This is a genomic window from Ruegeria aquimaris (assembly GCF_025751555.1).
GTDB lineage: Bacteria > Pseudomonadota > Alphaproteobacteria > Rhodobacterales > Rhodobacteraceae > Ruegeria_B > Ruegeria_B aquimaris.
The window spans coordinates 160852-183554 of record NZ_JAOWLB010000004.1; the positions used below are offsets into that span (position 1 = coordinate 160852).

At 65.0% G+C, this 22703-nt stretch carries 24 protein-coding genes; 5 read left to right on the forward strand and 19 right to left on the reverse strand.

What is annotated here, in order from left to right:
- Positions 1 to 23 precede the first annotated feature (23 nt).
- From ftsH to ruvC, 14 genes are all read right to left on the reverse strand, one after another.
- Positions 24 to 1937, reverse strand: coding sequence for an ATP-dependent zinc metalloprotease FtsH (ftsH, locus tag OE747_RS07995; protein WP_263828255.1), 1914 nt, complete (start codon positions 1935 to 1937; stop codon positions 24 to 26).
- A gap of 78 nt (positions 1938 to 2015) precedes the next feature.
- Positions 2016 to 3275, reverse strand: a complete 1260-nt coding sequence (gene tilS, locus OE747_RS08000; protein ID WP_263828075.1) for a tRNA lysidine(34) synthetase TilS — start codon at positions 3273 to 3275, stop codon at positions 2016 to 2018.
- The gene (ybgF, locus tag OE747_RS08005) at positions 3266 to 4081 is read right to left on the reverse strand and encodes a tol-pal system protein YbgF (protein WP_263828076.1); all 816 of its coding nucleotides are present in this window, start codon (positions 4079 to 4081) and stop codon (positions 3266 to 3268) included. Before ybgF ends, tilS begins: the two co-directional genes overlap by 10 nt.
- 4 nt (positions 4082 to 4085) lie before the next feature.
- A complete protein-coding gene (gene pal, locus OE747_RS08010) occupies positions 4086 to 4592 on the reverse strand; it encodes a peptidoglycan-associated lipoprotein Pal (RefSeq protein ID WP_263828077.1) in 507 nt (168 codons plus the stop codon).
- 91 nt (positions 4593 to 4683) lie between these two features.
- Complete coding sequence (tolB, locus tag OE747_RS08015) at positions 4684 to 6003, reverse strand: Tol-Pal system beta propeller repeat protein TolB (protein WP_263828078.1); 1320 nt, start codon at positions 6001 to 6003, stop codon at positions 4684 to 4686.
- Positions 6000 to 7166, reverse strand: coding sequence for an energy transducer TonB (locus OE747_RS08020; protein WP_263828079.1), 1167 nt, complete (start codon positions 7164 to 7166; stop codon positions 6000 to 6002). Before OE747_RS08020 ends, tolB begins: the two co-directional genes overlap by 4 nt.
- 9 nt (positions 7167 to 7175) lie before the next feature.
- Positions 7176 to 7652: a protein TolR gene (gene tolR, locus OE747_RS08025; RefSeq protein ID WP_263828080.1), complete on the reverse strand. Its 477-nt coding sequence runs from the start codon at positions 7650 to 7652 to the stop codon at positions 7176 to 7178.
- Positions 7653 to 7655: 3 nt separating this feature from the next.
- The gene (gene tolQ, locus OE747_RS08030) at positions 7656 to 8351 is read right to left on the reverse strand and encodes a protein TolQ (RefSeq protein WP_263828081.1); all 696 of its coding nucleotides are present in this window, start codon (positions 8349 to 8351) and stop codon (positions 7656 to 7658) included.
- A gap of 107 nt (positions 8352 to 8458) precedes the next feature.
- Positions 8459 to 8842 carry a tol-pal system-associated acyl-CoA thioesterase gene (gene ybgC / locus OE747_RS08035; protein ID WP_263828082.1) on the reverse strand — a complete coding sequence of 128 codons (384 nt, stop codon included), beginning with the start codon at positions 8840 to 8842 and terminating at the stop codon, positions 8459 to 8461.
- The gene (locus tag OE747_RS08040) at positions 8839 to 9462 is read right to left on the reverse strand and encodes a hypothetical protein (protein WP_263828083.1); all 624 of its coding nucleotides are present in this window, start codon (positions 9460 to 9462) and stop codon (positions 8839 to 8841) included. Before OE747_RS08040 ends, ybgC begins: the two co-directional genes overlap by 4 nt.
- 27 nt (positions 9463 to 9489) lie before the next feature.
- Positions 9490 to 10113, reverse strand: coding sequence for a TIGR02466 family protein (locus tag OE747_RS08045; RefSeq protein WP_263828084.1), 624 nt, complete (start codon positions 10111 to 10113; stop codon positions 9490 to 9492).
- A gap of 42 nt (positions 10114 to 10155) precedes the next feature.
- Positions 10156 to 11178: a Holliday junction branch migration DNA helicase RuvB gene (ruvB, locus tag OE747_RS08050; protein ID WP_263828085.1), complete on the reverse strand. Its 1023-nt coding sequence runs from the start codon at positions 11176 to 11178 to the stop codon at positions 10156 to 10158.
- Between the two features lie 25 nt (positions 11179 to 11203).
- Complete coding sequence (ruvA, locus tag OE747_RS08055) at positions 11204 to 11878, reverse strand: Holliday junction branch migration protein RuvA (RefSeq protein ID WP_263828086.1); 675 nt, start codon at positions 11876 to 11878, stop codon at positions 11204 to 11206.
- Positions 11875 to 12372 (reverse strand): crossover junction endodeoxyribonuclease RuvC, encoded by a 498-nt coding sequence (ruvC, locus tag OE747_RS08060; protein WP_263828087.1) that lies wholly within the window; start codon positions 12370 to 12372, stop codon positions 11875 to 11877. Before ruvC ends, ruvA begins: the two co-directional genes overlap by 4 nt.
- A 333-nt stretch (positions 12373 to 12705) precedes the next feature.
- On the opposite strand from ruvC, the gene OE747_RS08065 reads away from it, so the two are divergent.
- The gene (locus OE747_RS08065; protein WP_263828088.1) at positions 12706 to 12924 is read left to right on the forward strand and encodes a DUF1127 domain-containing protein; all 219 of its coding nucleotides are present in this window, start codon (positions 12706 to 12708) and stop codon (positions 12922 to 12924) included.
- An 86-nt stretch (positions 12925 to 13010) separates the two neighbouring features.
- On the opposite strand, the gene OE747_RS08070 is transcribed toward OE747_RS08065, so the two are convergent.
- From OE747_RS08070 to OE747_RS08085, 4 genes are all read right to left on the reverse strand, one after another.
- A complete protein-coding gene (locus tag OE747_RS08070) occupies positions 13011 to 13355 on the reverse strand; it encodes a hypothetical protein (RefSeq protein WP_263828089.1) in 345 nt (114 codons plus the stop codon).
- A gap of 99 nt (positions 13356 to 13454) precedes the next feature.
- Positions 13455 to 14333: a 50S ribosomal protein L11 methyltransferase gene (locus tag OE747_RS08075; RefSeq protein WP_263828090.1), complete on the reverse strand. Its 879-nt coding sequence runs from the start codon at positions 14331 to 14333 to the stop codon at positions 13455 to 13457.
- Positions 14333 to 15691, reverse strand: a complete 1359-nt coding sequence (locus OE747_RS08080) for an MATE family efflux transporter (RefSeq protein WP_263828091.1) — start codon at positions 15689 to 15691, stop codon at positions 14333 to 14335. The genes OE747_RS08075 and OE747_RS08080 overlap by 1 nt, the downstream gene beginning before the upstream one ends.
- Positions 15692 to 15733: 42 nt before the next feature.
- Positions 15734 to 16966, reverse strand: a complete 1233-nt coding sequence (locus tag OE747_RS08085) for an MFS transporter (RefSeq protein WP_263828092.1) — start codon at positions 16964 to 16966, stop codon at positions 15734 to 15736.
- 223 nt (positions 16967 to 17189) lie between these two features.
- On the opposite strand from OE747_RS08085, the gene OE747_RS08090 reads away from it, so the two are divergent.
- From OE747_RS08090 to OE747_RS08105, 4 genes are all read left to right on the forward strand, one after another.
- Positions 17190 to 18254, forward strand: a complete 1065-nt coding sequence (locus OE747_RS08090) for a YeeE/YedE family protein (protein ID WP_263828093.1) — start codon at positions 17190 to 17192, stop codon at positions 18252 to 18254.
- A 110-nt stretch (positions 18255 to 18364) separates the two neighbouring features.
- Positions 18365 to 18745 (forward strand): COG4315 family predicted lipoprotein, encoded by a 381-nt coding sequence (locus tag OE747_RS08095; RefSeq protein ID WP_263828094.1) that lies wholly within the window; start codon positions 18365 to 18367, stop codon positions 18743 to 18745.
- 15 nt (positions 18746 to 18760) lie between these two features.
- On the forward strand, positions 18761 to 19279 hold the full coding sequence (locus tag OE747_RS08100) for a sigma-70 family RNA polymerase sigma factor (RefSeq protein WP_263828095.1): 519 nt from the start codon (positions 18761 to 18763) through the stop codon (positions 19277 to 19279).
- Positions 19276 to 20031 (forward strand): anti-sigma factor family protein, encoded by a 756-nt coding sequence (locus tag OE747_RS08105; protein WP_263828096.1) that lies wholly within the window; start codon positions 19276 to 19278, stop codon positions 20029 to 20031. The genes OE747_RS08100 and OE747_RS08105 overlap by 4 nt, the downstream gene beginning before the upstream one ends.
- A 148-nt stretch (positions 20032 to 20179) precedes the next feature.
- On the opposite strand, the gene OE747_RS08110 is transcribed toward OE747_RS08105, so the two are convergent.
- Positions 20180 to 22375 (reverse strand): primosomal protein N', encoded by a 2196-nt coding sequence (locus tag OE747_RS08110; protein ID WP_263828097.1) that lies wholly within the window; start codon positions 22373 to 22375, stop codon positions 20180 to 20182.
- Between the last annotated feature and the right edge of the window lie 328 nt (positions 22376 to 22703).

Here is a 22703-nt window from a genome sequence, read left to right on the forward strand (position 1 = left end):
GCCTTGTGTTGTTCTATTCTCGCTCAAGCCGTCGGTTCAGGCTCCATGCCCCCGCGCGGCGCGGGTTTCGGCTTGGTCTTGGGGATCGCGGTCACGCTGGCTGCATTGCCCTTGTCAGCATTGTCGTCTTCGTCATCCCCGGCTGTGGGCGGTTCCCCCCGCATCACGCGCTTGATCTCATCGCCTGTCAGCGTCTCATACTCCAGCAGACCCTGAGCCAGCCGCTCCCAATCTTCCTGCTGTTCCGTCAGGATCTGGTGGGCGCGCTCATAGCCCTCCTGAATGAAGCGTTTGACCTCTTCCTCGATCAGTTCCTTGGTATGGGCCGAGACCGAGAAACCGGCAGTATTGCCCGAATATCCCTCATGCGCCTCGGCATAGTCGATATTGCCGACCTTGTCGGACATGCCCCAGCGCATAACCATGGCGCGCGCCAACTGGCTCGCTTGCATGATGTCGCCCGCCGGTCCGTTCGAAACATGGTCTTCGCCATACTTGAGAACTTCTGCCGCCTTGCCCGCCATGGTCATGGCAAGCTTCTGCTGACACTCGTCCTTGTGCCAGTTCAACCGATCCATTTCAGGCAGGCTGACCACCATGCCCAGCGCGCCGCCGCGCGGAATGATCGTGGCCTTGTAGACCGGATCGCACATCGGCAGGGCAAGGCCCACCACCGCGTGACCGGCCTCGTGATAGGCGGTCTTTTCCTTCTGGTCCTGGGTCAGCACCATCGAGCGGCGCTCGGCCCCCATCATGACCTTGTCCTTGGCGTTCTCGAAATCCTCCATGGTCACAAAACGCCGGCCAACACGGGCCGCCATCAGCGCCGCCTCGTTTACCAGGTTGGCCAGATCGGCACCCGAGAAGCCCGGCGTGCCACGCGCAATGATGCGCAGATCGACATCGGGGCCCAGAGGGGTTTTGCGGGCATGTACGCCCAGGATCTTCTCGCGGCCCTTGATATCGGGATTGCCGACGGTGACCTGACGGTCAAACCGGCCCGGACGCAACAGCGCGGGATCCAGCACGTCCTTGCGGTTGGTGGCAGCCAGGATGATGACGCCCTCGTTGGCCTCGAACCCGTCCATCTCAACCAAGAGCTGGTTTAGGGTCTGCTCGCGCTCGTCATTGCCACCGCCGTAACCGGCGCCACGATGGCGGCCCACGGCATCGATCTCGTCGATGAAGACGATACAGGGCGCGTTCTTCTTGGCCTGTTCGAACATGTCGCGCACGCGCGACGCACCGACACCCACGAACATTTCAACAAAGTCAGAGCCAGAGATGGTGAAGAAGGGCACGCCCGCCTCACCCGCGATGGCGCGCGCCAGCAAGGTCTTGCCGGTGCCCGGAGGGCCCACCAGCAGCGCGCCCTTGGGGATCTTGCCGCCCAGACGGCTGAATTTCTGCGGATTGCGCAGGAATTCGACAATCTCTTCCAGCTCTTCCTTGGCCTCGTCGATACCCGCCACGTCGTCAAAGGTCACGCGGCCATGTTTCTCGGTCAGCAGCTTGGCGCGTGACTTGCCAAAACCCATGGCGCCACCGCGCCCGCCGCCCTGCATCCGGTTCATGAAATAGACCCAGACGCCAATCAGCAACAGGAAGGGTAGCAGCGTGATCAGAAACGACTGGAACCCGGATTGCTGCTGTTTCTCGGCGCGGACCGGAATGTCCTTGTCGATAAGCAGGGTCGTTACCTCGGCATCGCCCGGTTTGATGGTGACATAGTCGCGCCCATCCGCGGTGCGATACCTGATCTGTTCGCCGTCCAAGGTCACCTTGGTCACACTGCCCGCATCCACGGCACTGACGAATTCGGAATAGGTCTTTTCCTGGCTCTGCAATGTTCCGCCCGACCCGCTGAACAGGTTGAACAGGGCGAGGATCAACAGAAACAGGACGACCCAGAAGGCGATGTTGCGTGCGTTGCCCAAGGACATTCTCCCAAAACTTTCCGGCCGTACGGAGGTACAGCCAGCTTGAACCTTAAAATAGAGATGATCGGGCGAGGTTCAATGCGATAAAAGGGAAGCATAGAAGTCTTCTTCCCCACTCTCCAACCGCGCCGACCATCCCCTTGATTCTCCGGCCAAGGGTGCGGCGATCAGGCTTTCGCCCTGCCAGATGGCCGGTGTCGCCTGCAATGACGCATGCGGACGGCCGGTATCGCGCCAGTTCGGACATTGCTCCAGGCCTTGGGGGCCCAGCGGGCGGATCTCGGCCTCGGGCAGCACTGCCCCGGACAATACCCAACGGCCATCCCAAAGCTCGCCCATCTGAGCCCGCATATCTTCGACCGCCTTGTATTCGCGGCAAATCCGCGCCTGTCTGCCCTGGTTCAGGATCAGGCACCCGCCCAATTGAGCCGAGCGTTCGTGGCGCAGCGCGCTCATGGCCTCGGCCACCGCGACCCGACGTGGCGGGTAGCGACCGCCACCGATCCAGCACACGACGTGCAGCAGCAAACGGCGTGCGATCTCTTCCGGCAAGGTGCGAAAGCCACGCAAATCCAGCAGCACGTCGCCAGCGTCGATCAGGGCGAGGTCTTTGGCAGCAAGAAACGTGTACCAATCCAACGCCTCGCGCGCGCGCGACATATTTCCGGCGACTTCTGTGAGGACCCGCGCATCCAGACCAAGCGGGCGCAACGAATCGAGGACCTTGCGAACGCGAATCCGTTCGTACCGGGTGTCGGCGTTAGACGGGTCTTCGAACCAGGCCAGGTTCTCAGACCTCAGATAGGACCGAAGGGCCTCGCGCGTAACCCCGAGCAGCGGCCGGACCAGTACCACGCCATCCTGCATCCGTCGGCTTGGCATGGCCGCAAGCCCGGAAACCCCTGCTGCGCGACCGAGCCGCATCAACAACGTCTCGGCCTGATCGTCCGCTGTATGGGCCAGCGCAAGCGTCACGATCTGGTGGCGATGTGCCCATTCAGTCAACAAGGCATACCGCGCCCTGCGCGCGTGATCTTGCAGGTTGCCGTTTCCGTCCCAGCCCCGCCAGTTCAGCGTCTCGTGGGAAACCCCCAGGTCGGCCGCCAGCCGCGCCACCCATTGCGCCTCATCGGCGGCCTCCGGGCGCAGGCCATGATCAACCGTCGCAGCGAACAGCTCGACATCCTCGTTCGCAAAACACTGGCTGGCCAGATGTAACAGGGCCACGGAATCGCCGCCGCCGGATACGGCAATGCCCAGCCGTTTTGGCGGCTGGGCAGGAAACTGTGCCCTAAGGACTGACAGAAGCTCTGCTGAGGTATTCGTCAAGAGCACCCCAGAGAAGACATTTCGCGTCCCGCGTCCGCGACCGCCGCCGCGTTCGGGAAACGCACGGACACCTCGCCCAAGGTGACACAGGCCTGGCTGGTCTGGCCGAGCTTGCCCAGCGAGGCGCCGAGCTTGTACAGCGCTTCGGCGGCGACGGGTCCGGTGCTGTCACCGCTGAAACTGGCGAGATATGCCCGCGCGGCCTCACGGGTATCGCCCATAGCTTCAAGCGCCTTGCCGCGCATCAGACTCGCCTCTGCCGCCAGCGGGCTGCCGGGATAGGATTGGTCGAACGTGGCAAGAAGATCAGACGCGGTGCGATAATCCCCCGCCTCGAACGCCTGTTTCGCCGCCTCGAACTCGGCCTGTTCGCCCACGGCGAACTCGGTCTGAGGTTGCGGCGCGGCAGGTGCCGGGGCCGCAACCGACGGTGCGGCCCCCCCCAGGGTCGATGTTTCCGACAGCTTCCCGATATCGCAGTTTGCTTCAAGCTCGCACAACCGGAACTCAAGATCACCGACCCTGTTGGTGCCGTCGGACACGATGCGGTCGATTCGCGCGTTGAGCTGCTCGGTCAGACCGGTCAGGCGTTGCAACTCCACCTCGATCGCATCCACGCGTTCCAAGACCGTGTTTCCGGACAGGTTGGGCGACGGCGCGCCGGTCGTCGAGAACTCACGTTTCAGCCGCTGAATTTCGACATGCAGAACGGTCAGTTCCTGGCGGATATCCGCCAGTGTCTGCTGTTCCTGTGCCGGGGCCTGTCCCGTCAGAACAATCGAGAGCCCGAGTGCCAACGCCGCCAGTCTCATTGGGTCACCCCGTCAATCCGGCCGTCAGAACCGTCACCGCGCGGCGGTTCTTGGCATAACAGCCCTCGTCGCTGCAAATCTCGATCGGGCGTTCCTTGCCATAACTGACGGTTTTCAGTCGCGACCCGGCGACCCCGCGCGAAACCAGGAACTCGCGCGCGGCATTGGCCCGGCGCGCGCCCAGAGCGAGGTTATACTCTCGCGTACCCTGCTCGTCGGCATGGCCTTCGATCGTGGCGGTGTAGTCCGTGTTGGTCAGTAGCCATTGCGCCTGTGCCGACAGAATCGATTGCGCCTCGTCGCTCAGGGTGGACTGGTCCACCGCAAACAAGACCCGGTCGCCGATGGCCTGCTGGAAATAGGCAGGCGAGGTCGGGTCACTGGCCAGACCAGTTCCACCGACACCGTTGTTCAGATTGACAGCATCGTCACCGCCGAGGCTGTCAGGGTTGGTGCATGCCGCCAAGGCCACCAGGGCGGCTGCGGCTGCGATCTTGCTCAATACGTTCATTCCAAGTGCCTCATGTGTCCTTGTTGTTAAGGCTTTCATACCACAGCCCCTGCCCCATGTGAACGCGGGTACAGGTGGGGAAAACCGGGTGTTACTGCAATAGCGGCGACCAGGTCGGATCACTGCCGCCGTCCGGGGTCCGGACCGGGCGCAGGTTGCGGCCCGAGATGTCCACCGAATAGAGCGAAGCGCGCCCGTCCGCGCCTTGCGTTTCGCGGGTGAACATGATGACGCGCCCGTTTGGCGACCAGGTCGGCCCCTCGTCCAGGAAGGACGCGGTCAACAGGCGTTCTTCGCTGCCGTCGGTCCGCATGACACCGATGTGGAACCGCCCCTTGTTTTGTTTGGTAAAGGCGATCAGATCGCCGCGCGGCGACCAGACCGGAGTGCCGTAGCGGCCCTGACCAAAGCTGATCCGCTGCGCCTCGCCGCCCGATGCGGCCATGATGTAGAGCTGCGGCGTGCCCGAGCGGTCGCTTTCGAACACGATACGGCTACCGTCGGGGGAATAGCTGGGCGCGGTCTCGATCGACGGCGCGCTGGTCAGGCGCGCGCTCTGCCCGCTGGCGATGTTCATGGTGTAAAGGTCGGTATTGCCGCCCTGCGCCAGCGAAAACAGCACCGTCTGACCGTCGGGCGAAAAGCGCGGCGCAAAGCTCATGGTGCCTTCCTGGCTTTGCAGTACCCTTTGCTCGACCCGCCCCACATCCAGAATATGGATGCGCGGGAAGCCCCCCTGATAGCTGGTGTAGAGCACCCGGTCCCCAGTCGGAGAAAAGCGCGGCGCCAGCACGATAGAGGTGCTGTCGGTCAGGTACTGCACATTCGCGCCGTCGTAGTCCATGATTGCCAGCCGCTTGCGTCGCTGATCCTTGGGGCCGCTTTCAGACACGAACACGACGCGGCTGTCGAAATAGCCACCCTCGCCGGTAATCCGGCTATAGACCGCATCGGCCACCTTGTGCGCCATCCGGCGCCATCCGTCGGTGGTACCCGCAAATTGCAGCCCACTGCCCAGTTCCGTTCCCGCGAACACGTCCCACAGCCGGAACCGAACCGTCAACCGATCGCCCGACAGGCTGACACTGCCGGTGACCAATGCCTGAGCGTTGATCGCCTTCCAGTCGGCAAACTGGACCGGCGCATCAAAACTGGTGACCTGGCTGATATAGGCGCTCGACGGGATCTCCCGGAACAATCCGCTGCCGGTCAGGTCCGCCGCCACGACCTGGGCGATCTGGGTGGCGTATTCGGTCGCTGCGACACCGTCAGGCACAAAGTTGGGCACTGCCAACGGCAAGGGTTCGATGATCCCCTCGTCGATTGTGATCCTGAGCGGCTGGTTCTGCGCCTGCGCCGGCGCGGCAAGCAGTGTGGCGCCGACAAGCAGGCTGGTCAGAAATCTCATCATTTGATCCGCATCCTCTCGGGATTGAATGTCATTTCGATATCGCGCCAGTGATCGTATTTTTCACTGGGAAGTTTATAGCCTTTGGCCCCGCAACGGATGATAGCACGCCGGGCGGCCTCATACGCCTGTTTCGCCGCACCTGACGATCCGCCCGAGCTTTCGATCATCCGGATCGTCCCGGTATCCGGCGTTCCATCGGCGTTCATGCGCACCGACACCACAACAGTAGTGTTCAGCGCCTCGGTGGAAAGCGACCCGACGTTCCAGCACTCGGACACCGCCACGCGCAGCGCGTCTTTTTCGCCGCTGGTCAGCGGCGGCCCGCTCGGCGCCGGTGCCGCTGCCGGTTCGGAGGCCTCGGCCAATGCTTCGGCCAGCGCCGCGTTCACCGCGGCGTTCGGGGTGGCGGCGGGTTTCTCCGTCGGTTTTTCCGTGGGCTTTGCCGCCGGTTTGGCTTCGGGCGTCGCTGCGGGCTTGGTGTCCGGCTTCGCCGCCGCCGTCTGGGTGGGCTGCGGCCGCGTCTTGGGGCGCGGCGAACGCGATGGCGCGACCTCGACGGTGGGTTCCGCCTCGGGCGTGATCCGATCGGTTGCTTCCTCGGGCGCGGTGGCCTGCTGTTCCGGCTGGGGCGCTTCGGCCCCCTGCTCGGCGCTGACCGGCGGGGTCTCCACCGGATCGGGCCGCGCATCAGGCGGTGGCGGCGCCACCGGCTCGGGGGCCACACGCTCGACCGGGCGCGGTTTGGGCCGCTTGCCCGGCGGCTCGGGCAGCAGAACCGTTTCCGGCTCCGGTTGCTCAAGGCTGGGGGCCTCGGCGGGTTGTGCCGGTTCCGGCGTGGGAGCAACTGCCTCAGGGGCCGGTTCGGGCTCGGGCGCGGGGACCGACACGGGTTCAGGCCGGGTTTCCACCGGCTCGGGCTGTTGTGCCGGTTCGACAGGTGCGGCTTGTTCTACCGGGGCCTCGGGTTGGGCGGGTTCCGCCGGGTTCTGGATGATCTCAGGCGCCTCGCGCGGTGCGCTGAGCGCGGCGAATTCCTCGGCCGAGATCACCGAGACTTCCTGAATTTCAAAGGGTAACGGTTCCGAGCGGAAGGCACCGCCCAGAAAGGCCCATGCAACCAGAGTGACATGGGCGATACCAGAGATCTTGGTGCCGGTCTGCAACCCGCTGCCTCACTCTCCGCTGCCGTCAAGGCGGGGGCCGCCGGTATCTGTGACAAGCCCCACATTGGAAAATCCACCCGCGTTCAATGCGCCCATCACCTGCATGACCTGAGCATAGGGAATGTTCCCATCCGCCCGCAGGTAGACCCGGTCGCTGGTGCGCTCGGCCGCAATCGCGCGCAGGCGGGCAATGAATTCTTCCCGTGCCACCGGCGTGGTCTGGATCTGTACCTCGCCCCCGACGGTGATGGTTACGGTCAACGGTTCCTCGTCATCCGAGGGCAGCGCCCCGGCGGCGGTCTTGGGCAGCTCCACAGGCACCCCCACCGTCATCAACGGTGCTGCCACCATGAAGATGATCAGCAACACCAGCATGACGTCCACAAAGGGCGTCACGTTGATCTCGGACATCGGCCGGGCCCGGCCACGCCGCCGTCCGCGGCGGCGCCCTCCGCCCGCATCCGATTGTTGAACCGCGGCACCCATGGCTCAGCTGTCCAGCTGGCGTGAAAGGATGGTGGCGAACTCGTCGGCAAACGCCTCGTAACCTGCAAGGATCCTGTCGCTGTCCGAACTGAGCTTGTTGTAGAAGATCACCGCTGGAATTGCGGCCAACAGGCCCAGCCCCGTCGCCAGCAGAGCCTCGGCAATACCGGGGGCCACAACGGCAAGGTTGGTGTTCTGCTGTTCGGCGATCTGGATAAAGGCATGCATGATACCCCAGACCGTACCGAAAAGACCGACGAATGGTGCGGTGGACCCGACGGTCGCCAGCACCGGCAAGCCGCGCTGAAGCTCCTCGGCCTCCTTGGCGATGGCCACATCCATCGACCGGTCGATACGCGATTGCGCCCCGGCGATCAGCCCACCGTCGTTGCGGTGCGAGCGCCGCCATTCGATCATGCCTGCGGCAAATATCTTCTCCGAGCGTCCCGAAGGCTGCGTGCCGATCTGTTCAAAGAGCTCGTCCAGAGGCTCTCCTGACCAAAAGGCGCGATCAAACCTGTCCGCCTCGCGCCGCGCGGCGCGGTAAGAGATGTGTTTCTGGATGATGATCGACCAGGCCCAGAACGAACTGACCATCAGCAACAACATGACCAGCTTGACGGTAAGTGTCGCGCGGGCAAAAAGACCCCACATCGAGAAATCGATTTCCTGCGCCAGCGCCAGGGCTTCCGTTTCCATGAACCTGCTCATTTCTGCCGTTCGGCCGCTTTTTTGGCCTTGTTTCGCGGCAGGCTATAGCAGATTCTTTGCGATTTCCAACAGAACAGATGCGGTGCCGCAAAATGTTACATCAATGCGCGAATCTCCGCCGGGAGCCGCACCGGGCGACCTTCGGCATTCATGCAGACGGCAGTCACGGTGGCACGGAAAACCTCGGTCTCGCCGCGCCGCACCAGTTGCGACATGGTCAGCCGCGCGCCTGACAGCGACACGACATCGGTCTCGATCACCAACTCGTCCTCAAACTTCGCAGGCGCCAGATAGTCTGCCTCGATCCGGCGCACCACCCAGACCAGACCAGCATCGCGCATGGCATTCTGGTCGTTGCCCAGCTTGCGCACCCAATCCGACCGTGCCCGCTCGATATAGCGCAGGTAATTGGCGTGATAGACGATGCCCCCCATGTCGGTGTCTTCGTAATAGACCCTGACATGATACACATGGCTCATTGCGCGCGCTCCATGCGGGCAAACAGGCGAAGCGCATGGGAAGCGTCCCGCGCCGCCCCCGGCAGGACCGGATCATAGGCAGCCCGGATCAAACCGGCAATCTCAGGTCTGAGGATCGTTGCGTCACCCGCCAGCGCGAGCGGGGATTGGGTGGAAAATGCCTGTTCCGACCACAAAAGCATCACCTGCACCACCTGGGTCAGCGCGAGGGTCTCCGCCGGTTGGTCCGACATCTCGGCATCCATCCGCAAGAAGACAAACGCCGCCTTGATCGTCCCGTCCTTGTCAAAGCGGAACGCCCGGTACTGGTTCGCGCCCGCCGCGATCAGCTTTTCGACCAACGGTCCCAGATCGGGAATCAGCCGGTCCAGATCGGGGACGGCCAGCAGTTCCTCCCAGTCGCGGAAGAAGAAGACCATGCAGTTGGCGCCAAGCTCGGGATCGGTTTCGGCCATCTTGTGCCCCGCAACCGCGACAACCGCTTCGAACGCGCCCTTGACCACCGACAGGGTCCGGTCCTCGACACCGAACACGATGGGCACGATCGGACGCCCCCAGCGCGCAAACAGGAAGGTACCGTCAGAGCGGGTGAAATGTCGTGTGATCTCGGTATGGTCCATGTGCCCCGCCTACCCGATCCATCCGGGTTATGGAAGGTACTCGTCCCGCCAGCGCAACACGATGTTGAACGAAATCGAAATCCGTGCCGCGTGGCTGAGGTTCACATGCACCATGTGATGCAGGAAAGCGGGCCAGAGCAGCATGTCGCCCCCCTGCGGCAGGATCCGGTGTTCGGGGTCGACCTGCGGGTCGCCCTTGATCGCCAGCATATTGGCCTGCGGGCGCGGGTCGAAAAAGCTGATCGCGTTGGGGGTTCGGTCGCTGCGGCCCGGCGGTGCATCTTCACCTTGTGGCACCCGCACATAATAGGTGCCCGACAGCCAGGAATGCGGATGGTTGTGCAGGTCGTGATAGTCGCCGAACCGGTTCACATTGGGCCAGGCCTGCACCCTGAAATCCAGCGGATAGTCGATGCCGGTACCGCGCGCGTAATCCAGAACCGCCCGCTCGACACAGGACTTGAGCCAGCCCAGCGCCGGATGCGGATGCGCGAAGAGATCACCGGACAGGTAGTCGGTGGTCATCTGGTCGTGCTCCGCATCCATCTGCTCGATCAGTTGGGCAAGGATCGGGTTGGCCTGATCTGCCCCCGGCAAGCGGATCCGCATCAGGTGAGTCGGCCAAAGCGCGGTAAAGTCCGGCGTGGTCATTCGTTCCCCTTCCCCCAGACCGCGCCATTGACCGGCGCCGATTCAGAATAGCTCTGCCTGCCCCGGTGCGGAAGGTGCCGCAATTCCCAGATGCGTCCACGCCTTTTGCGCCAGCATGCGCCCACGCGGGGTACGCTGGATCAGCCCCTGTTGCAGCAGATAGGGCTCGATCACCTCTTCCAGCGAATCCCGGCTCTCGCTCAGCGCCGCCGAAAGGGTCTCGATCCCGACCGGCCCGCCTCCGTAACTCTCGGCGATCAGTCGCAGATAGCGCCGATCGGCCCCGTCAAGACCCAGCTGATCCACACCCAGCCGGGTCAGCGCATGATCGGCCAGTTCGCGGGTGATGCGCCCGTCGCCCTCGACCACGGCAAAATCGACGACCCGGCGCAGCAGCCGCCCGGCGATCCGCGGGGTGCCGCGCGCACGCCGCGCGATCTCGCGCGCGCCCGCCTCGTCGGCAGGCGCGCCCAGCTTGCGGGCGTTTCGGGTGACGATCTCAAAGAGTTCGTCCACCGTGTAGAACAGCAGCCGGGTCGGAATGCCGAACCGGTCGCGCAAAGGGGTCGTCAGCAGACCCATCCGCGTGGTCGCCCCGACCAGGGTAAAGGGCTGCAACTCGATCCGCACGGTACGCGCAGCCGGTCCCTCGCCGATCACCAGATCCAGCTCGAAATCCTCCATCGCGGGATAGAGCACCTCTTCGACCGCCGGGTTCAGCCGGTGGATCTCGTCGATGAACAACACGTCGCGCGATTCCAGATTGGTCAGGATCGCCGCCAGATCGCCCGCCTTGGCAAGCACGGGGCCGGATGTCATTCGGAAATTCACCCCCAGCTCGCGCGCCATGATCTGCGCCAGCGTGGTCTTGCCCAACCCCGGAGGTCCATGGAACAACGTGTGGTCCATCGCCTCGCCCCGTTGCCGGGCGGACTGGATAAAGATGCGCAGGTTCGCCCGCGCCTCGGCCTGGCCAATGAACTCGCTCAGCGCCTGCGGCCGCAGGGCGCGGTCGTTATCCTCGGGTAGCGGCTCGGGCCGCAGGGTCGGGTCGGCGTCGATCATCGGTCACCTTTGGCGCGTCTACATGTCATGACTTGGGGGCCAGCAATCTCAGCGCCGCCTTGATCAGCGCCGCCTCTCCGGCATCCGGCGCCTCTGCCGCCGCCTGCGCGACGGCTCCTGCCGCATCGGACGGGCCATAGCCGAGGTTCGCAAGCGCGGACAATGCGCCTGCGGTCGCCGCGGCGGCCCCGGCCGGTGCCGCCGACTGAGGCCGCGCGGGCGCTTTCGGTTCCGGCGCCTCGATCACCTCGACCGCGCCCTCCATCGCCTGGGCCACCGTGCCACCCATGGCCATGACCCCCGGCGCCTTGTCCTTGAGGTCCAGCACGATCCGCTGAGCGGTCTTCGGACCCACACCCTTGGCCGACTTGACCGAGGCCCAGTCACCCAGCGCAATCGCGCGGCTCACCCCGTCCGGACCCAGCGCACCCAGGATCGCCAGCGACACCTTGGCGCCCACCCCCTGAACCGAGCACAACAGCCGGTGCCATTCCTTTTCCACCAGCGACGGAAAGCCATAAAGCTGCATCAGGTCCTCGCGCACCACCATGTCGGTATAAAGCGCGACCACCTCGCCCACGCCCGGCAGGGCCGCCATCGTCCGGTCCGAGCAATAGACGATGTATCCGACACCGCGCACGTCGATCAGGATATGATCGGTCGCGCGATAGTCCAGCCGCCCGGTCAGCTTTCCGATCATGCGCGCACCTCCCTCAGGCTCAGCGCCTGCGCTCCGCCGTAATAGGCGTGACAGATTGCGATGGCCAGCGCGTCAGCCGCATCTGCGCCCTTGGGCAGGCAGCCTGGCAATTGCAGCTTGACCATGTGAATGATCTGTTCCTTCTCGGCATGCCCGACACCGACCACCGTCTTCTTGACCCGGTTCGGGGCATATTCCCCCACCGGCAAGCCCGCCTGCGCCAACGTCAGGAGCGCCACCCCGCGCGCCTGGCCCAGCTTGAGCGTGCCGGCGCCGTCCTTGTTGACGAATGTCTGCTCGATAGCGGCCTGATCAGGCTGGTACTTCGCGATCACCTCGACAATCTGGTTGTGCAGCGACAACAGCCGCTCTCCCAGATCGTCGCCATCCGAATGGCACAACCCGTTTGCAACATGGCTCAGGCGGCTTCCCTTCGATTCGATCACACCCCAGCCCATTGTTCTGAGCCCCGGATCGATGCCAAGTATGCGCATGCTGCCGCCCTGTTCTGCTCTTTTTGAAACTTTTCTCACGAACTAGCACGAAACAAGAACATTATCCAAGCGATTTGCGCTCACTCCCGTTTTCGACGTCTCGCGGTTCGTTTGCGTCATCGCGCCCAAAAGCGACATGCTGCAACGCAGAAAACGACATGTTTCGAACCCGATTTTCACCAATGTTTCAAAGGGGTTTCAGCGATTCTTACCTATGTCAAAAATGCATGCCGCACTTGCGCTTTCTGCACTTGCACGGTCTCGAATGAACCCCTAGATGCCCGCCATCAGAAAACGAACACGACTTACAGTCTATCACCAAGGACACAGAAAATGGCTGCACTGGACACCACCCGCACCATCACTGGCTCGAACGGCCTCGTTGGCCGGATCGCAGCCGTTTACAACACCTTCGCAACAGCAATCGTCGAATGGAACGACGCGCGCGTCACCCGCAACGCCCTGGCTGAACTTTCGGATCGTGAACTGGAAGACATCGGCCTGACCCGCAGCGATATCGACGCCGTTGCCGCTGGCAAAGGTGGTTTCTGAGCGAGTTTCCCGACCTCCCTCTCGGGCAAAAGAAAACGCCGCATGCCGATAGTCCGCATGCGGCGTTTTTTCTGCCGAGGGAAAACTCAGCGCAGAACCGGTCCGATTTGCTCCGCAAGCAAGACACTCAGCGGATCGGGCTGCATGACCCAGGCACCGGCCTGTTCCACCGCCGTTCCGCCGGCGAGTTTCTCGACGCGGTAACCATAGGTGTCGCTCCCCAGACTGGCGAGCAGAAACCCCTTGAAGACGAAAATGCCGGCGACGAGCAGCAGCAACGCCCGAAGCGGAAGCTTGATCCCGCCACGGCGTGGCTTCATCTCGATCAAGCCGTCTTTGCGAATCCGCCCGTAATATCCACGAGTCATGGCCTCGTGTTTCTTGGTCAAACGACGGACCCGGTGGTCAAAGTCGATACGGTTATCGACCATGGCAGCCTCCATACACTGGCCCCCACCAGCGTTGAAACAAAGCTACGTCGAAATTGGGGCGAAACCAAGACCCACACCTAAAATGCCCCTAAAACTGGTCTAAATTCGGCCATTTTTGGACAGCAGCAGCGTCGTCCAGTCACCAATCTTTTCCCGTTCCACCAGATTGGTTCCAACCTGTGCATAAACCGCGATCACGTCATCGGCCTGTTCGTTCAAAATACCCGACAGAATCGCGTATCCCCCGTCGCGCAAATGCGCCGCGACATCGGGCGCGAGCGCCACAAGCGGTCCTTTGAGGATATTGGCGAAGATCAGGTCATAAGGGGCATGCTTGCCAAGCGCGGGGTGATCGAACCCGGCGGCTTCCAGGCATGTGACCGCCCCCGCCATGCCATTGGCCTTCAGGTTTGCCTCGGCCACCTCGACCGCGACCGCGTCGATGTCCGAAGCCAGCATCTCGCCATCCCAGACCCGCGCGGCGGCCATGGCCAGCACGGCGGTGCCGCAGCCGATATCGGCCACCTTGCGCGCCTCGAACCCCTGTGCGATCAACCGGTCGAGCGCGCGCAGGCAGCCGAGTGTCGTTCCGTGATGTCCGGTACCAAAGGCCATCGACGCCTCGATCAAAAGCGGAATGCGGCCCTCGGGTACCTTGTCGGCGTCATGGCTGCCATAGACAAAGAACCGCCCGGCCTCGACCGGGGACAGTTCGCGTTTGACATGGGCGACCCAATCCGTCTCGGGCAGTTCAGACACGACAAAAGGCTGCGCCCCATAGGCCGCCGCCAGCAGCGCCAGTCCGGCGCCGTCGGGTGTCTCGGTGAAATACCCGCCGACCTCCCACAGGCCCGAGCTATCCTCCAGTTCAAACACACCCACACCCGTCGGTTCGGGGGTCAGTTGCTCCATCGCCTCGCCCAGCGCCTCGGCCTGGGATTTGCCGGTCAGGGTGGTCAGCGCGGTAAAGGTGGGCATCAGCGTCTCCTGTATCTATCGGGATGCGCGTAGGGCCGTGGCGGCGCAAGGTCAAGCGGTGGCAGCATCTGGCGGCCAAGCCCGATGACGAACCGCCAGCCCCAATAAGCCGCCCCCAGTCCGACAACCAGACTGCACAAGGCCTGGGCAAAGATCACCCCCTCGGCGCCGTAGAGACCCGCCAGCCACAACGCGGCGGGGAGGGTTAGCACCCCGTCGCGCAGCCAGTTGGTCAGCGTCGCGCGCCGTGCCTTGCCCAGCGCATTGAACGCAGCGTTCGACACGAATAGCAGTGCGGCAAACACAAAACCGCCCGCGCCCACATGGGTAAAGGCGCGCAGCACCTCCTGCGCGGGGCCTTGCAGGTCGAACACCGCGGCGATCCCCGGCGCGGCCGCGCTGAGCACCGCCCACATGATCAGCGTATAGCCAACCCCGAAGAGCACCGCGTCCCGATATGTCGACCGCAGACGCGCGTGTTCGCGCGCGCCGAAGTTCTGGCCAAAGATACCGCCAATGGCCCCCGCCAGCGAGAAGATACCGCCAAAGGCCACGACCGTCAGTCGTCCGACAACCGCCCAGCCCGCCATCGCCTGATCACCGAACTGCGCCATGACCGAGGTCAGGATGTAATTGCCGACCGGAGCGGCCAAGTGGGTCAGAATGGCCGCGACGGCAATCGCCATAAAGGGCCGGAGCGTGCCCCTCACATCCCGTCGCCGGGGCCGCGCCAGCAGGTCGTGCGGCCCGGTGGCAAAGCGAAGCGCCATCCCCAGCATGACGAAGCGCGACAGCACCACGCCCAGCGCCGCACCGTCCAGCCCCATGCCAAGGCCATAGATCAGGAACGGGTCGATCACCATCGCCACACCGCCGGATGTCAGGGTGACGGACATCGAGCGCACCCCGTCGCCTTCGGCGCGCAGCGCGCCATTGGCGACCATGCCCGCCGCCATCACACCCAGCGAGGGCACCGTCATAGCAAGATAGCGCGCCGCCAGCGCCGCCGTCTCGCCGGTCGCGCCGGACAGGCTGACGATCTGGTCGCGAAACACAAAGATAAGCAGGCCGACAAGGCTCTGGACGCCAAAGGCGATCAGCATCGCGCTGGTGGCGTGCCGTCGTGCCAGGCCACGCCGCCCCTGCCCGATCCCGCGCGAGACAAGTGCCACCGCGCCAATCATCAGCCCGATGCCGACGCTGACCGACAGGAACTGGATGGCAAAGGAAAACCCGATCGCTGCCATCAGGCGCGGCTCGCCCAGCCGGGAAATCCAGTAGAGATTGGCGGCATCCACCAGGAAAACAAAGGTGATGCCCATGGCGCCGGTCAGGGTCATCCGGACGACATGCCCCATGGTCGAGCCGCTCAGGAATCTCCCGCGCCGCTCCACCCGCGCCTACTCCGCCGGGGCGGGTGCGTATTTCGACAGCACCGTTTCGTTGCCCGGTTCGGGATGGCGGGGAATGAGCAGTGACAGCGCCAGCGACCCCAGCGCCATGCATGCGGCCAGACCAAACACTGCCGAGGGCGAGACCACCCACAAAAGACCCAGCAGAACCGGCAGGAACACTGCCGCGATATGGTTGATGGTAAAGGCCACGGCAGCCGTGGGGGCGATATCGGCCGGGTCGGCGATCTTCTGGAAATAGGTCTTCAGCGCCAGTGCCAGCGCAAACAGGATATGATCGATCACATAGAGAACCGCCGCGATCATCACTCCCCAGCCAAACCAGTAGATGCCGCCGTAACAGGCAAAGACCAGCGCCAGCCCCGAATACTCGAACATCAGCGTGCGCCGTTCTCCGAACCGCGCCACCGCCCGGCCCAGCATTGGCGCCGCGATCATGTTGATCACCAGGTTGATCAGGTACAGGCCAGTGAGTTCATGGACGTCGAAGCCGAACTTCTCGACCATCATAAACCCTGCAAATACAACGAAAATCTGCCGTCGTGCACCCGCCATGAACTGGAGCAGATAGTAGAGCCAGTAGCGCCGGCGCAGCACCAGTTTTCTGACCTGCGGGGTTGGCGCCTCGAACTGCGGATAGGCCAAGAGACAGAACAGAGCCATCGCCGCCGTCAGCCCGCCCGCCGCCATGAACACGGTGTTATAGCTCAGCTCGAACCGGTCCCAGGTCAGCACGATCAGCCCATAGATCACCAGCGTCGAGGCCGAGCCGGTGGCGACCAGCCATCCCAGCACCTGCGGCGCCCGGTCCTTGGGCAGCCATTGCAGTTGCAGCGACTGGTTGACCGTCTCGTAATAGTGAAAGCCGATCGAGCTGAAGAGCGTCACCATCAAGAGCCCGCCGAGGCTTGGAAACCACGCCGTGACGGCGGTCGCGACGCCCAGAAGGACCAATGAAACAAGGCCCAAAACCTGTTCACGCATCACCAGCAGCACGGCGATCACACCGATGGCCAGAAAGCCTGGGATCTCGCGCACCGTGTGCAGCAGGCCGATATCGGCACCGTCGAAATTCGCGGCCTCGATCACAAAATTGTTGAGCAGCGCGCTCCAGGCGTTGAAGGCAATGGGCATGGTCATCGCCATCACGAACAACAGCGTGACGGGACGGCGCCAGAACGGCAGGCTTTGCGCCTCGGACAGGGGAACGAGCGATCTCATGAATTTCCTCTACGCCCAATCCGAACCCTTGGCGAGAGGAAAGCCGGGGCCGCACAGTCACCTTGCGCCGATGCGCAGAACCCCGAATTGACCGTTTTGTACCGGCCCCGGAGCACCGATTGACCGTTTTGTACACCGCTTCCGCGCCCGAGATGACATAAATCAAATCAGATATTGGAATGTTTCCCTATAAGTCATCAACCGGAATCGGAGGATGCCCGCCATGGATATCGTCAGCCTTGTCGAGCGTATCGGCGAAGCCCCCACCGCCGCCCTGTTCGGTCTGATCACCGGCATCACCTTTGGCGTCGCCGCGCAGCGGTCGCGCTTCTGCCTGCGCGCCGCGACGGTGGAGTTTGCCCGTGGCCAGATGGGCGACAAGGTAGCTGTCTGGCTGCTGACCTTTTCGACCGCGCTGGTCTGGGTGCAGGCGGCGCAGCTGATCGGGCTGATGAACGCCGCCGATGCCCGCATGATGGCGGTGCCCGGCAGCTGGTCGGGGGCGATCATCGGCGGGCTGATGTTCGGCGCGGGCATGGTGCTGGCGCGCGGATGTTCCGGGCGCTTGCTGGTGCTGGCGGCGACCGGCAACCTGCGCTCGGTCGTGTCGGGGCTGATCTTTGCGGTGGTGGCGCAAATGAGCCTGTCGGGCCTGTTGTCGCCGCTGCGCGACAAGCTGGCGGCGCTGTGGATCACCGAAGGCGGGCGCAACATGAACCTGCTCTCCACCTTTGGCCTGCCGGAATACGGCGGTCTGGTGCTGGGCCTGATGTGCGCGGTGGTGGCGCTGGTGATCGCGCGCCGCAACGAGATTGGCGCCGCAAGGCTGGTCTTTGCCTCGGGCGTGGGGTTTGCCGTGGCGCTGGGCTGGGTACTGACCTATGCGCTGAGCCAGGTGGCCTTTGAACCGGTGCAGATCGAAAGCGCCACCTTCACCGGACCCTCGGCGCATACGCTGATGTTCTTTCTCGACCGGAACGCGGTTCTGGAATTCGATGTCGGGCTGGTGCCGGGCGTGTTCATCGGCGCGATGATCGCGGCGGCGCTGGCGGGCGAGATGAAGATCCAGGCCTTTGACGGGCCGGTCACCATGCGCAAGGCAATGATCGGCGCGGCGCTGATGGGGTTCGGCGGGATGCTGGCGGGCGGCTGCGCCATCGGGGCAGGCGTGACCGGCGGCTCGATCTTTGTCGGTACCGCCTGGGCGGCGCTGTTCTTCATGTGGGTGGGGGCCATGGCCACCGATTTCCTGATCGACCAGCGCGCCGCCAGCCCCAGAGCCGCATAGGCGCGCGATCACGAAAACGCGAGGTCACGGATTATTTCCGGCGCGCTGGCGTCCTTTGTTCTGCCGGTTGCATGAGGCACCGGTTGCGTGAGATCAGAAGGACACCCGATATGACCCTGAAACCCAGCCTTGCCCTGGCCGCCCTGTCGCTGGCCATTGCCACATCCGCTCTGGCGGGCGCCGCGATCCAGACCGGCGACACCGCCAAGGGCGCGGTGCTGACCGATGGCAATGGCCTGTCGCTTTATACCTTTGACAAGGACACGCCTGCCGTGTCGAACTGCTATGACGATTGCGCGGCAAAATGGCCACCGCTCGAGGCCGCCAATACCGCCCGGCCGCAGGGCGAATTCGGCATCGTGCTGCGCGCCGACGGCTCGCGCCAGTGGACCCACAAGGGCATGCCGCTTTACACTTGGGTCAAGGATGCCAAGGCCGGTGACATCACCGGTGACGGGGTCAAGGGCGTTTGGCACCTGGCCCGTCCCTGACGGCGGAGCGGTTGAATGGCGGTCCTCGACCAGATCGAAGCCCTGATCCCCGACTTGCGCCGCTATGCCCATGCGCTGATGCGGGACCGCGAGGCGGGCGACGACCTGGTTCAGGATTGCCTGGAACGGGCGGTGGCAGGCCTTGCCGGCCGCCGCCCGGACGGCGCGCTCAGGGCCTGGCTGTTTCGCATCCTGATCAACCGGCATCGCGACCTGCGCCGCCGCGCGGCGCGCGCGGGCCATCTGGTGGCGGTCGAGGATCTGGTGGTGGAACCGGCCCATCCCGCAGGCCAAGACAGCCATATGGCGCTGCGCGAGACCGAGGCCGCGATTGCCCGCCTGCCCGAGGATCAGCGCCGCGCGCTCTTGCTCGTGGCGCTGGAAGGGGCCAGTTTCGACGAGGCGGCGGCAGCGCTCGACATTCCCAAGGGCACGCTGATGTCGCGGCTGGCCCGCGCGCGGGCCAATCTGAGATCCATGACCGGGCGCGGGGAACCCTCCGCTGGCCCGCGCAAGAAGGGCAGAGGCGCATGACCCAGGACCCGCTGAGCGACGAAGAGCTGATCGCCTATTTCGAGGACGCGCTGCCACCCGCCGAGCGCGCCGCGCTGGAGGCGCGGCTGGCGCAGGATCCCCGCGCGCAGGCGCTGCTGGAGGACTGGGCACGGCAGAATGCCGAGATCCGCGCGCTTTATGGCGAAACGGATGCCGAACCGGTGCCCGCGCGGCTGCGCGAGGCCCTGCGCCCGCCCCCGGCGCCGCGTGCGCCGCTGCTGCGGCAGGCGCTGGCGGCCATGGCCCTGCTCGCGCTGGGTCTTGTCGGCGGCTGGGCCGGCCACGCCCGGCTGGGCGCCCCCGCCCCCGCCCCGGCGCTGGCCGAGGCGGCGCTGACCGCGCACAGGACATATGTCGTCGAGGTGGTGCATCCGGTCGAGGTGCCCGCCAGCCAGCGCGACCATATGGACAGCTGGATGTCCAAGCGCATCGGCACCCCGGTCAGCCCGCCGGACCTGTCGGCCTCGGGCTTTGCCCTGATGGGCGGGCGTGTCCTGCCCGCGGGCGACCGTGTGGCCGGGCTCTACATGTATGAAAATGCCCAAGGTCAGCGGATTACCCTCTTTGTGGCGCAGCAAGAGGCAGGCGACAGCGCCTTTCGCTTTGGTGGAGACCGGCAGACCGAAAGCCTGCACTGGGCCGAGGGCGGGCTGGGATTTGTCCTGACCGGCGCCCTGCCCCGTGACGCTCTGCGCCAGATGGCCACCAGCGCCTATGAGCAGTTGCTGTAGCAGCGGAGAGGCCGGACAGGGGGCGCTGCCCCCTTGGCCTTCGGCCTCACCCCCGGAGTATTGCCGACCAGAATGAAGCCGGACCGGGCTGCCGCTTCTTTCTGGTTCAAAATACTCCGGAGCGCGAGGCGGAGCCTCGCAAAAAAACTCAAAGAAAGCTCTGCGGGTCGATATCGACGCTGAGGCGCAGGTCGCCCTTCAGCCGCAGCGGCGCGATCCAGCGGGCGATCGCTTCTTGCAGCGGCGCGCCCTTGGGCGCCTTGACCAGGAGCCGCACCCGGTGGCGGCCCCGGACGCGGGCGATGGGGGCGGGCGCCGGGCCGAACACCTGCGCCCCGACCTGACGCAGGGGCGCGTCATTGCGCGCCAGCGCGTTGCCGAGGTCGAAGACCGGCCCGGCCTCGGGGCCGGACAGGATGATCCCGGCCATGCGCCCGTAGGGCGGCACGCCCGCGGTCTGGCGCTCGGCGGCCTCGGCCTGCCAGAACCGTTCCTCGTCGCCGCCGAGGATGGCGCGGATCACCGGGTGGTCGGGCTGGAACGTCTGCAACAGCGCCTGGCCCGGTTTCTCGGCGCGCCCTGCCCGGCCCGCCACCTGGCGCATCAGCTGAAAGGTGCGTTCGGCGGCGCGCAGGTCCGAGCCTTGCAGGCCCAGATCGGCGTCGATCACCCCCACCAGCGTCAGTTGCGGAAAGTTGTGCCCCTTGGCCACCAGCTGAGTGCCGATGACGATATCGGCCTCGCCCGCCGCGATCTGTTCGATCCGCTCCTTGAGCGCGCGGGCCGAGCCGAAGAGATCGGAGCTGAGCACCGCGAGCCGCGCCTCGGGAAAACTGGCGGCGGCCTCTTCAGCCAGCCGCTCGATGCCGGGGCCGACCGGGGCCAACCGCCCCTCGGCGCCGCAATGGGGGCAGGTGTCGGGGATCGGCTTGGTCTCGCCGCATTGGTGGCACATCAGCCGTTTCAGGAACCGGTGTTCGACCATGCGCGCGTCGCAATGATCGCAGCCGATCTGCTGGCCGCAAGCGCGGCAGAGCGTGACCGGGGCATAGCCGCGCCGGTTGATGAAAAGGAGCGACTGTTCGCCTTTGGCCAGCCGGTCGGCCACCGCCGCGCGCAAGCTCGGCGAAATCCAGGTGCCGGGGGTCATCGCCTCGGCCCGCATGTCGATGGCGCGCATTTCGGGCAGGGTGGCGGCGCCGAACCGGGACGAAAGCTCCAGCCGTTCGTATTTGCCCGCCTCGGCATTGGCCCAGCTTTCGAGCGACGGCGTGGCGCTGGCCAGCACCACCCGCGCGCCGCAGATCGCCGCGCGCAGCACGGCCATGTCGCGGGCATTATAGAGAACGCCATCCTCCTGCTTGTAGGAGGTGTCGTGCTCCTCATCCACGATGATCAGGCCCAGGTCGCGGAAGGGCAGGAATAGCGCCGAGCGGGCGCCCACCACCAGTTGCGTCTCGCCCTGCCCCACCATGCGCCAGATGCGGCGGCGTTCGGTCATGGTCGCGCCCGAGTGCCATTCGGCGGGGCGCGCGCCAAAGCGCGCCTCGACCCGCGTAAGGAACTCGGCCGTGAGCGCAATCTCGGGCAGTAGCACCAGCGCCTGACGGCCCATGCGCAGCGCCTCGGCCACCGCCTCGAGATAGACCTCGGTCTTGCCGGCGCCGGTAACGCCCTTGAGGAGCGTGGTGCCATAGCTGCCGCTGCGGAGCCCTGCGCGCAACCTGTCGGCCGCGCCCGCCTGATCCTCGGTCAGCGGCTTGCCGGGCAGATCGGGGTCGAGATGCGGATAGGGCAGATCGCGGGGGCTGTCCTCTTCGCGGACGGCGCCCTGTTTGACCAGCCCCTTGACCACGGACGAGGTCACCCCGGCCATCTCGGCCAGTTCGCGTAAGGTGAAGGCCAGCCCACCATAGTCGCGCAGCACCGCGAGCACGCGGGCCCGGGCCTCGGTCATGCGGTCGGGTTCGGCCCCGCCCAGCCGGTATATCTTTCGCATCGAGGGCGGATCGCCCAGGCCCGGCGCACGGGTGGCCAGGCGCAGCATCGCGGGCAGCGGGGTCAGCGTGTAATCGGCGGCCCGGATCAGAAAGGCGCGCATTTCCTCGCGCATGGGCGGGACATCGAGCACCCGCAGCACCGAGCGGACCTTGGAGCGGTCGAAATCGCCCCGGCCCGGTCCCCAGATCACGCCCAGCACCTTGCGCGGGCCAAGCGGCACCTCGACAAAGGCGCCCGCGAAACAGCCGCCTTCGGGTGCCTTGTAATCGAGCGGCCGGTCGAGCGGTTGCGTGGTCAGGACCGAGACAAGGGAACCAGCATCGTAGAACGCTCCTTCTTCCATTGCCGATTGCCCCCGGATCGCCTGCTGCCGACACCGCCCGGTGGCTGCGGCCTGGGATCGGCAGGGCGCAGCGGGCGGTCTCATTTGGTTCGAGGTACCGCAGATGCTGCGGCAAGGGCAAGACCGGGCAGGAGGCGGCTGCTCCGACCGGCAGCGGCGCGGCCCGAAACCGGAGGCGATGGCGCGGGGTTTGACGGTGCCCGATCGGCGATGAACCGGTGCCAGAGGCGATACCGGACAAGCGTTGGAGACCGGCTGCGCGGGCCCGGATCATGCGGCGGATCGCGCGTTAGGGTGGTACCGGGCCGGGATCGCCGCTTGCCGGGTC

Excerpts from the sequence above, each read along its gene's own strand:
- OE747_RS08105 (WP_263828096.1), top strand. The coding sequence starts at position 19,276 with ATGACCCAGGACCCGCTGAGCGACGAAGAGCTGATCGCCTATTTCGAG.
- pal (WP_263828077.1), bottom strand. The coding sequence starts at position 4,592 with ATGAACGTATTGAGCAAGATCGCAGCCGCAGCCGCCCTGGTGGCCTTG.
- OE747_RS08080 (WP_263828091.1), bottom strand. The coding sequence starts at position 15,691 with ATGGGGCATGTCGTCCGGATGACCCTGACCGGCGCCATGGGCATCACC.
- OE747_RS08065 (WP_263828088.1), top strand. The coding sequence starts at position 12,706 with ATGGCTGCACTGGACACCACCCGCACCATCACTGGCTCGAACGGCCTC.
- tolR (WP_263828080.1), bottom strand. The coding sequence starts at position 7,652 with ATGGGTGCCGCGGTTCAACAATCGGATGCGGGCGGAGGGCGCCGCCGC.
- ruvA (WP_263828086.1), bottom strand. The coding sequence starts at position 11,878 with ATGATCGGAAAGCTGACCGGGCGGCTGGACTATCGCGCGACCGATCAT.
- OE747_RS08040 (WP_263828083.1), bottom strand. The coding sequence starts at position 9,462 with ATGGACCATACCGAGATCACACGACATTTCACCCGCTCTGACGGTACC.
- OE747_RS08100 (WP_263828095.1), top strand. The coding sequence starts at position 18,761 with ATGGCGGTCCTCGACCAGATCGAAGCCCTGATCCCCGACTTGCGCCGC.
- ruvC (WP_263828087.1), bottom strand. The coding sequence starts at position 12,372 with ATGCGCATACTTGGCATCGATCCGGGGCTCAGAACAATGGGCTGGGGT.
- OE747_RS08090 (WP_263828093.1), top strand. The coding sequence starts at position 17,190 with ATGGATATCGTCAGCCTTGTCGAGCGTATCGGCGAAGCCCCCACCGCC.
- OE747_RS08095 (WP_263828094.1), top strand. The coding sequence starts at position 18,365 with ATGACCCTGAAACCCAGCCTTGCCCTGGCCGCCCTGTCGCTGGCCATT.
- ruvB (WP_263828085.1), bottom strand. The coding sequence starts at position 11,178 with ATGATCGACGCCGACCCGACCCTGCGGCCCGAGCCGCTACCCGAGGAT.
- OE747_RS08075 (WP_263828090.1), bottom strand. The coding sequence starts at position 14,333 with ATGCCCACCTTTACCGCGCTGACCACCCTGACCGGCAAATCCCAGGCC.
- OE747_RS08110 (WP_263828097.1), bottom strand. The coding sequence starts at position 22,375 with ATGGAAGAAGGAGCGTTCTACGATGCTGGTTCCCTTGTCTCGGTCCTG.
- OE747_RS08045 (WP_263828084.1), bottom strand. The coding sequence starts at position 10,113 with ATGACCACGCCGGACTTTACCGCGCTTTGGCCGACTCACCTGATGCGG.
- tolB (WP_263828078.1), bottom strand. The coding sequence starts at position 6,003 with ATGATGAGATTTCTGACCAGCCTGCTTGTCGGCGCCACACTGCTTGCC.
- OE747_RS08070 (WP_263828089.1), bottom strand. The coding sequence starts at position 13,355 with ATGGTCGATAACCGTATCGACTTTGACCACCGGGTCCGTCGTTTGACC.
- tolQ (WP_263828081.1), bottom strand. The coding sequence starts at position 8,351 with ATGGAAACGGAAGCCCTGGCGCTGGCGCAGGAAATCGATTTCTCGATG.
- OE747_RS08085 (WP_263828092.1), bottom strand. The coding sequence starts at position 16,966 with ATGAGATCGCTCGTTCCCCTGTCCGAGGCGCAAAGCCTGCCGTTCTGG.
- ybgC (WP_263828082.1), bottom strand. The coding sequence starts at position 8,842 with ATGAGCCATGTGTATCATGTCAGGGTCTATTACGAAGACACCGACATG.
- ybgF (WP_263828076.1), bottom strand. The coding sequence starts at position 4,081 with ATGAGACTGGCGGCGTTGGCACTCGGGCTCTCGATTGTTCTGACGGGA.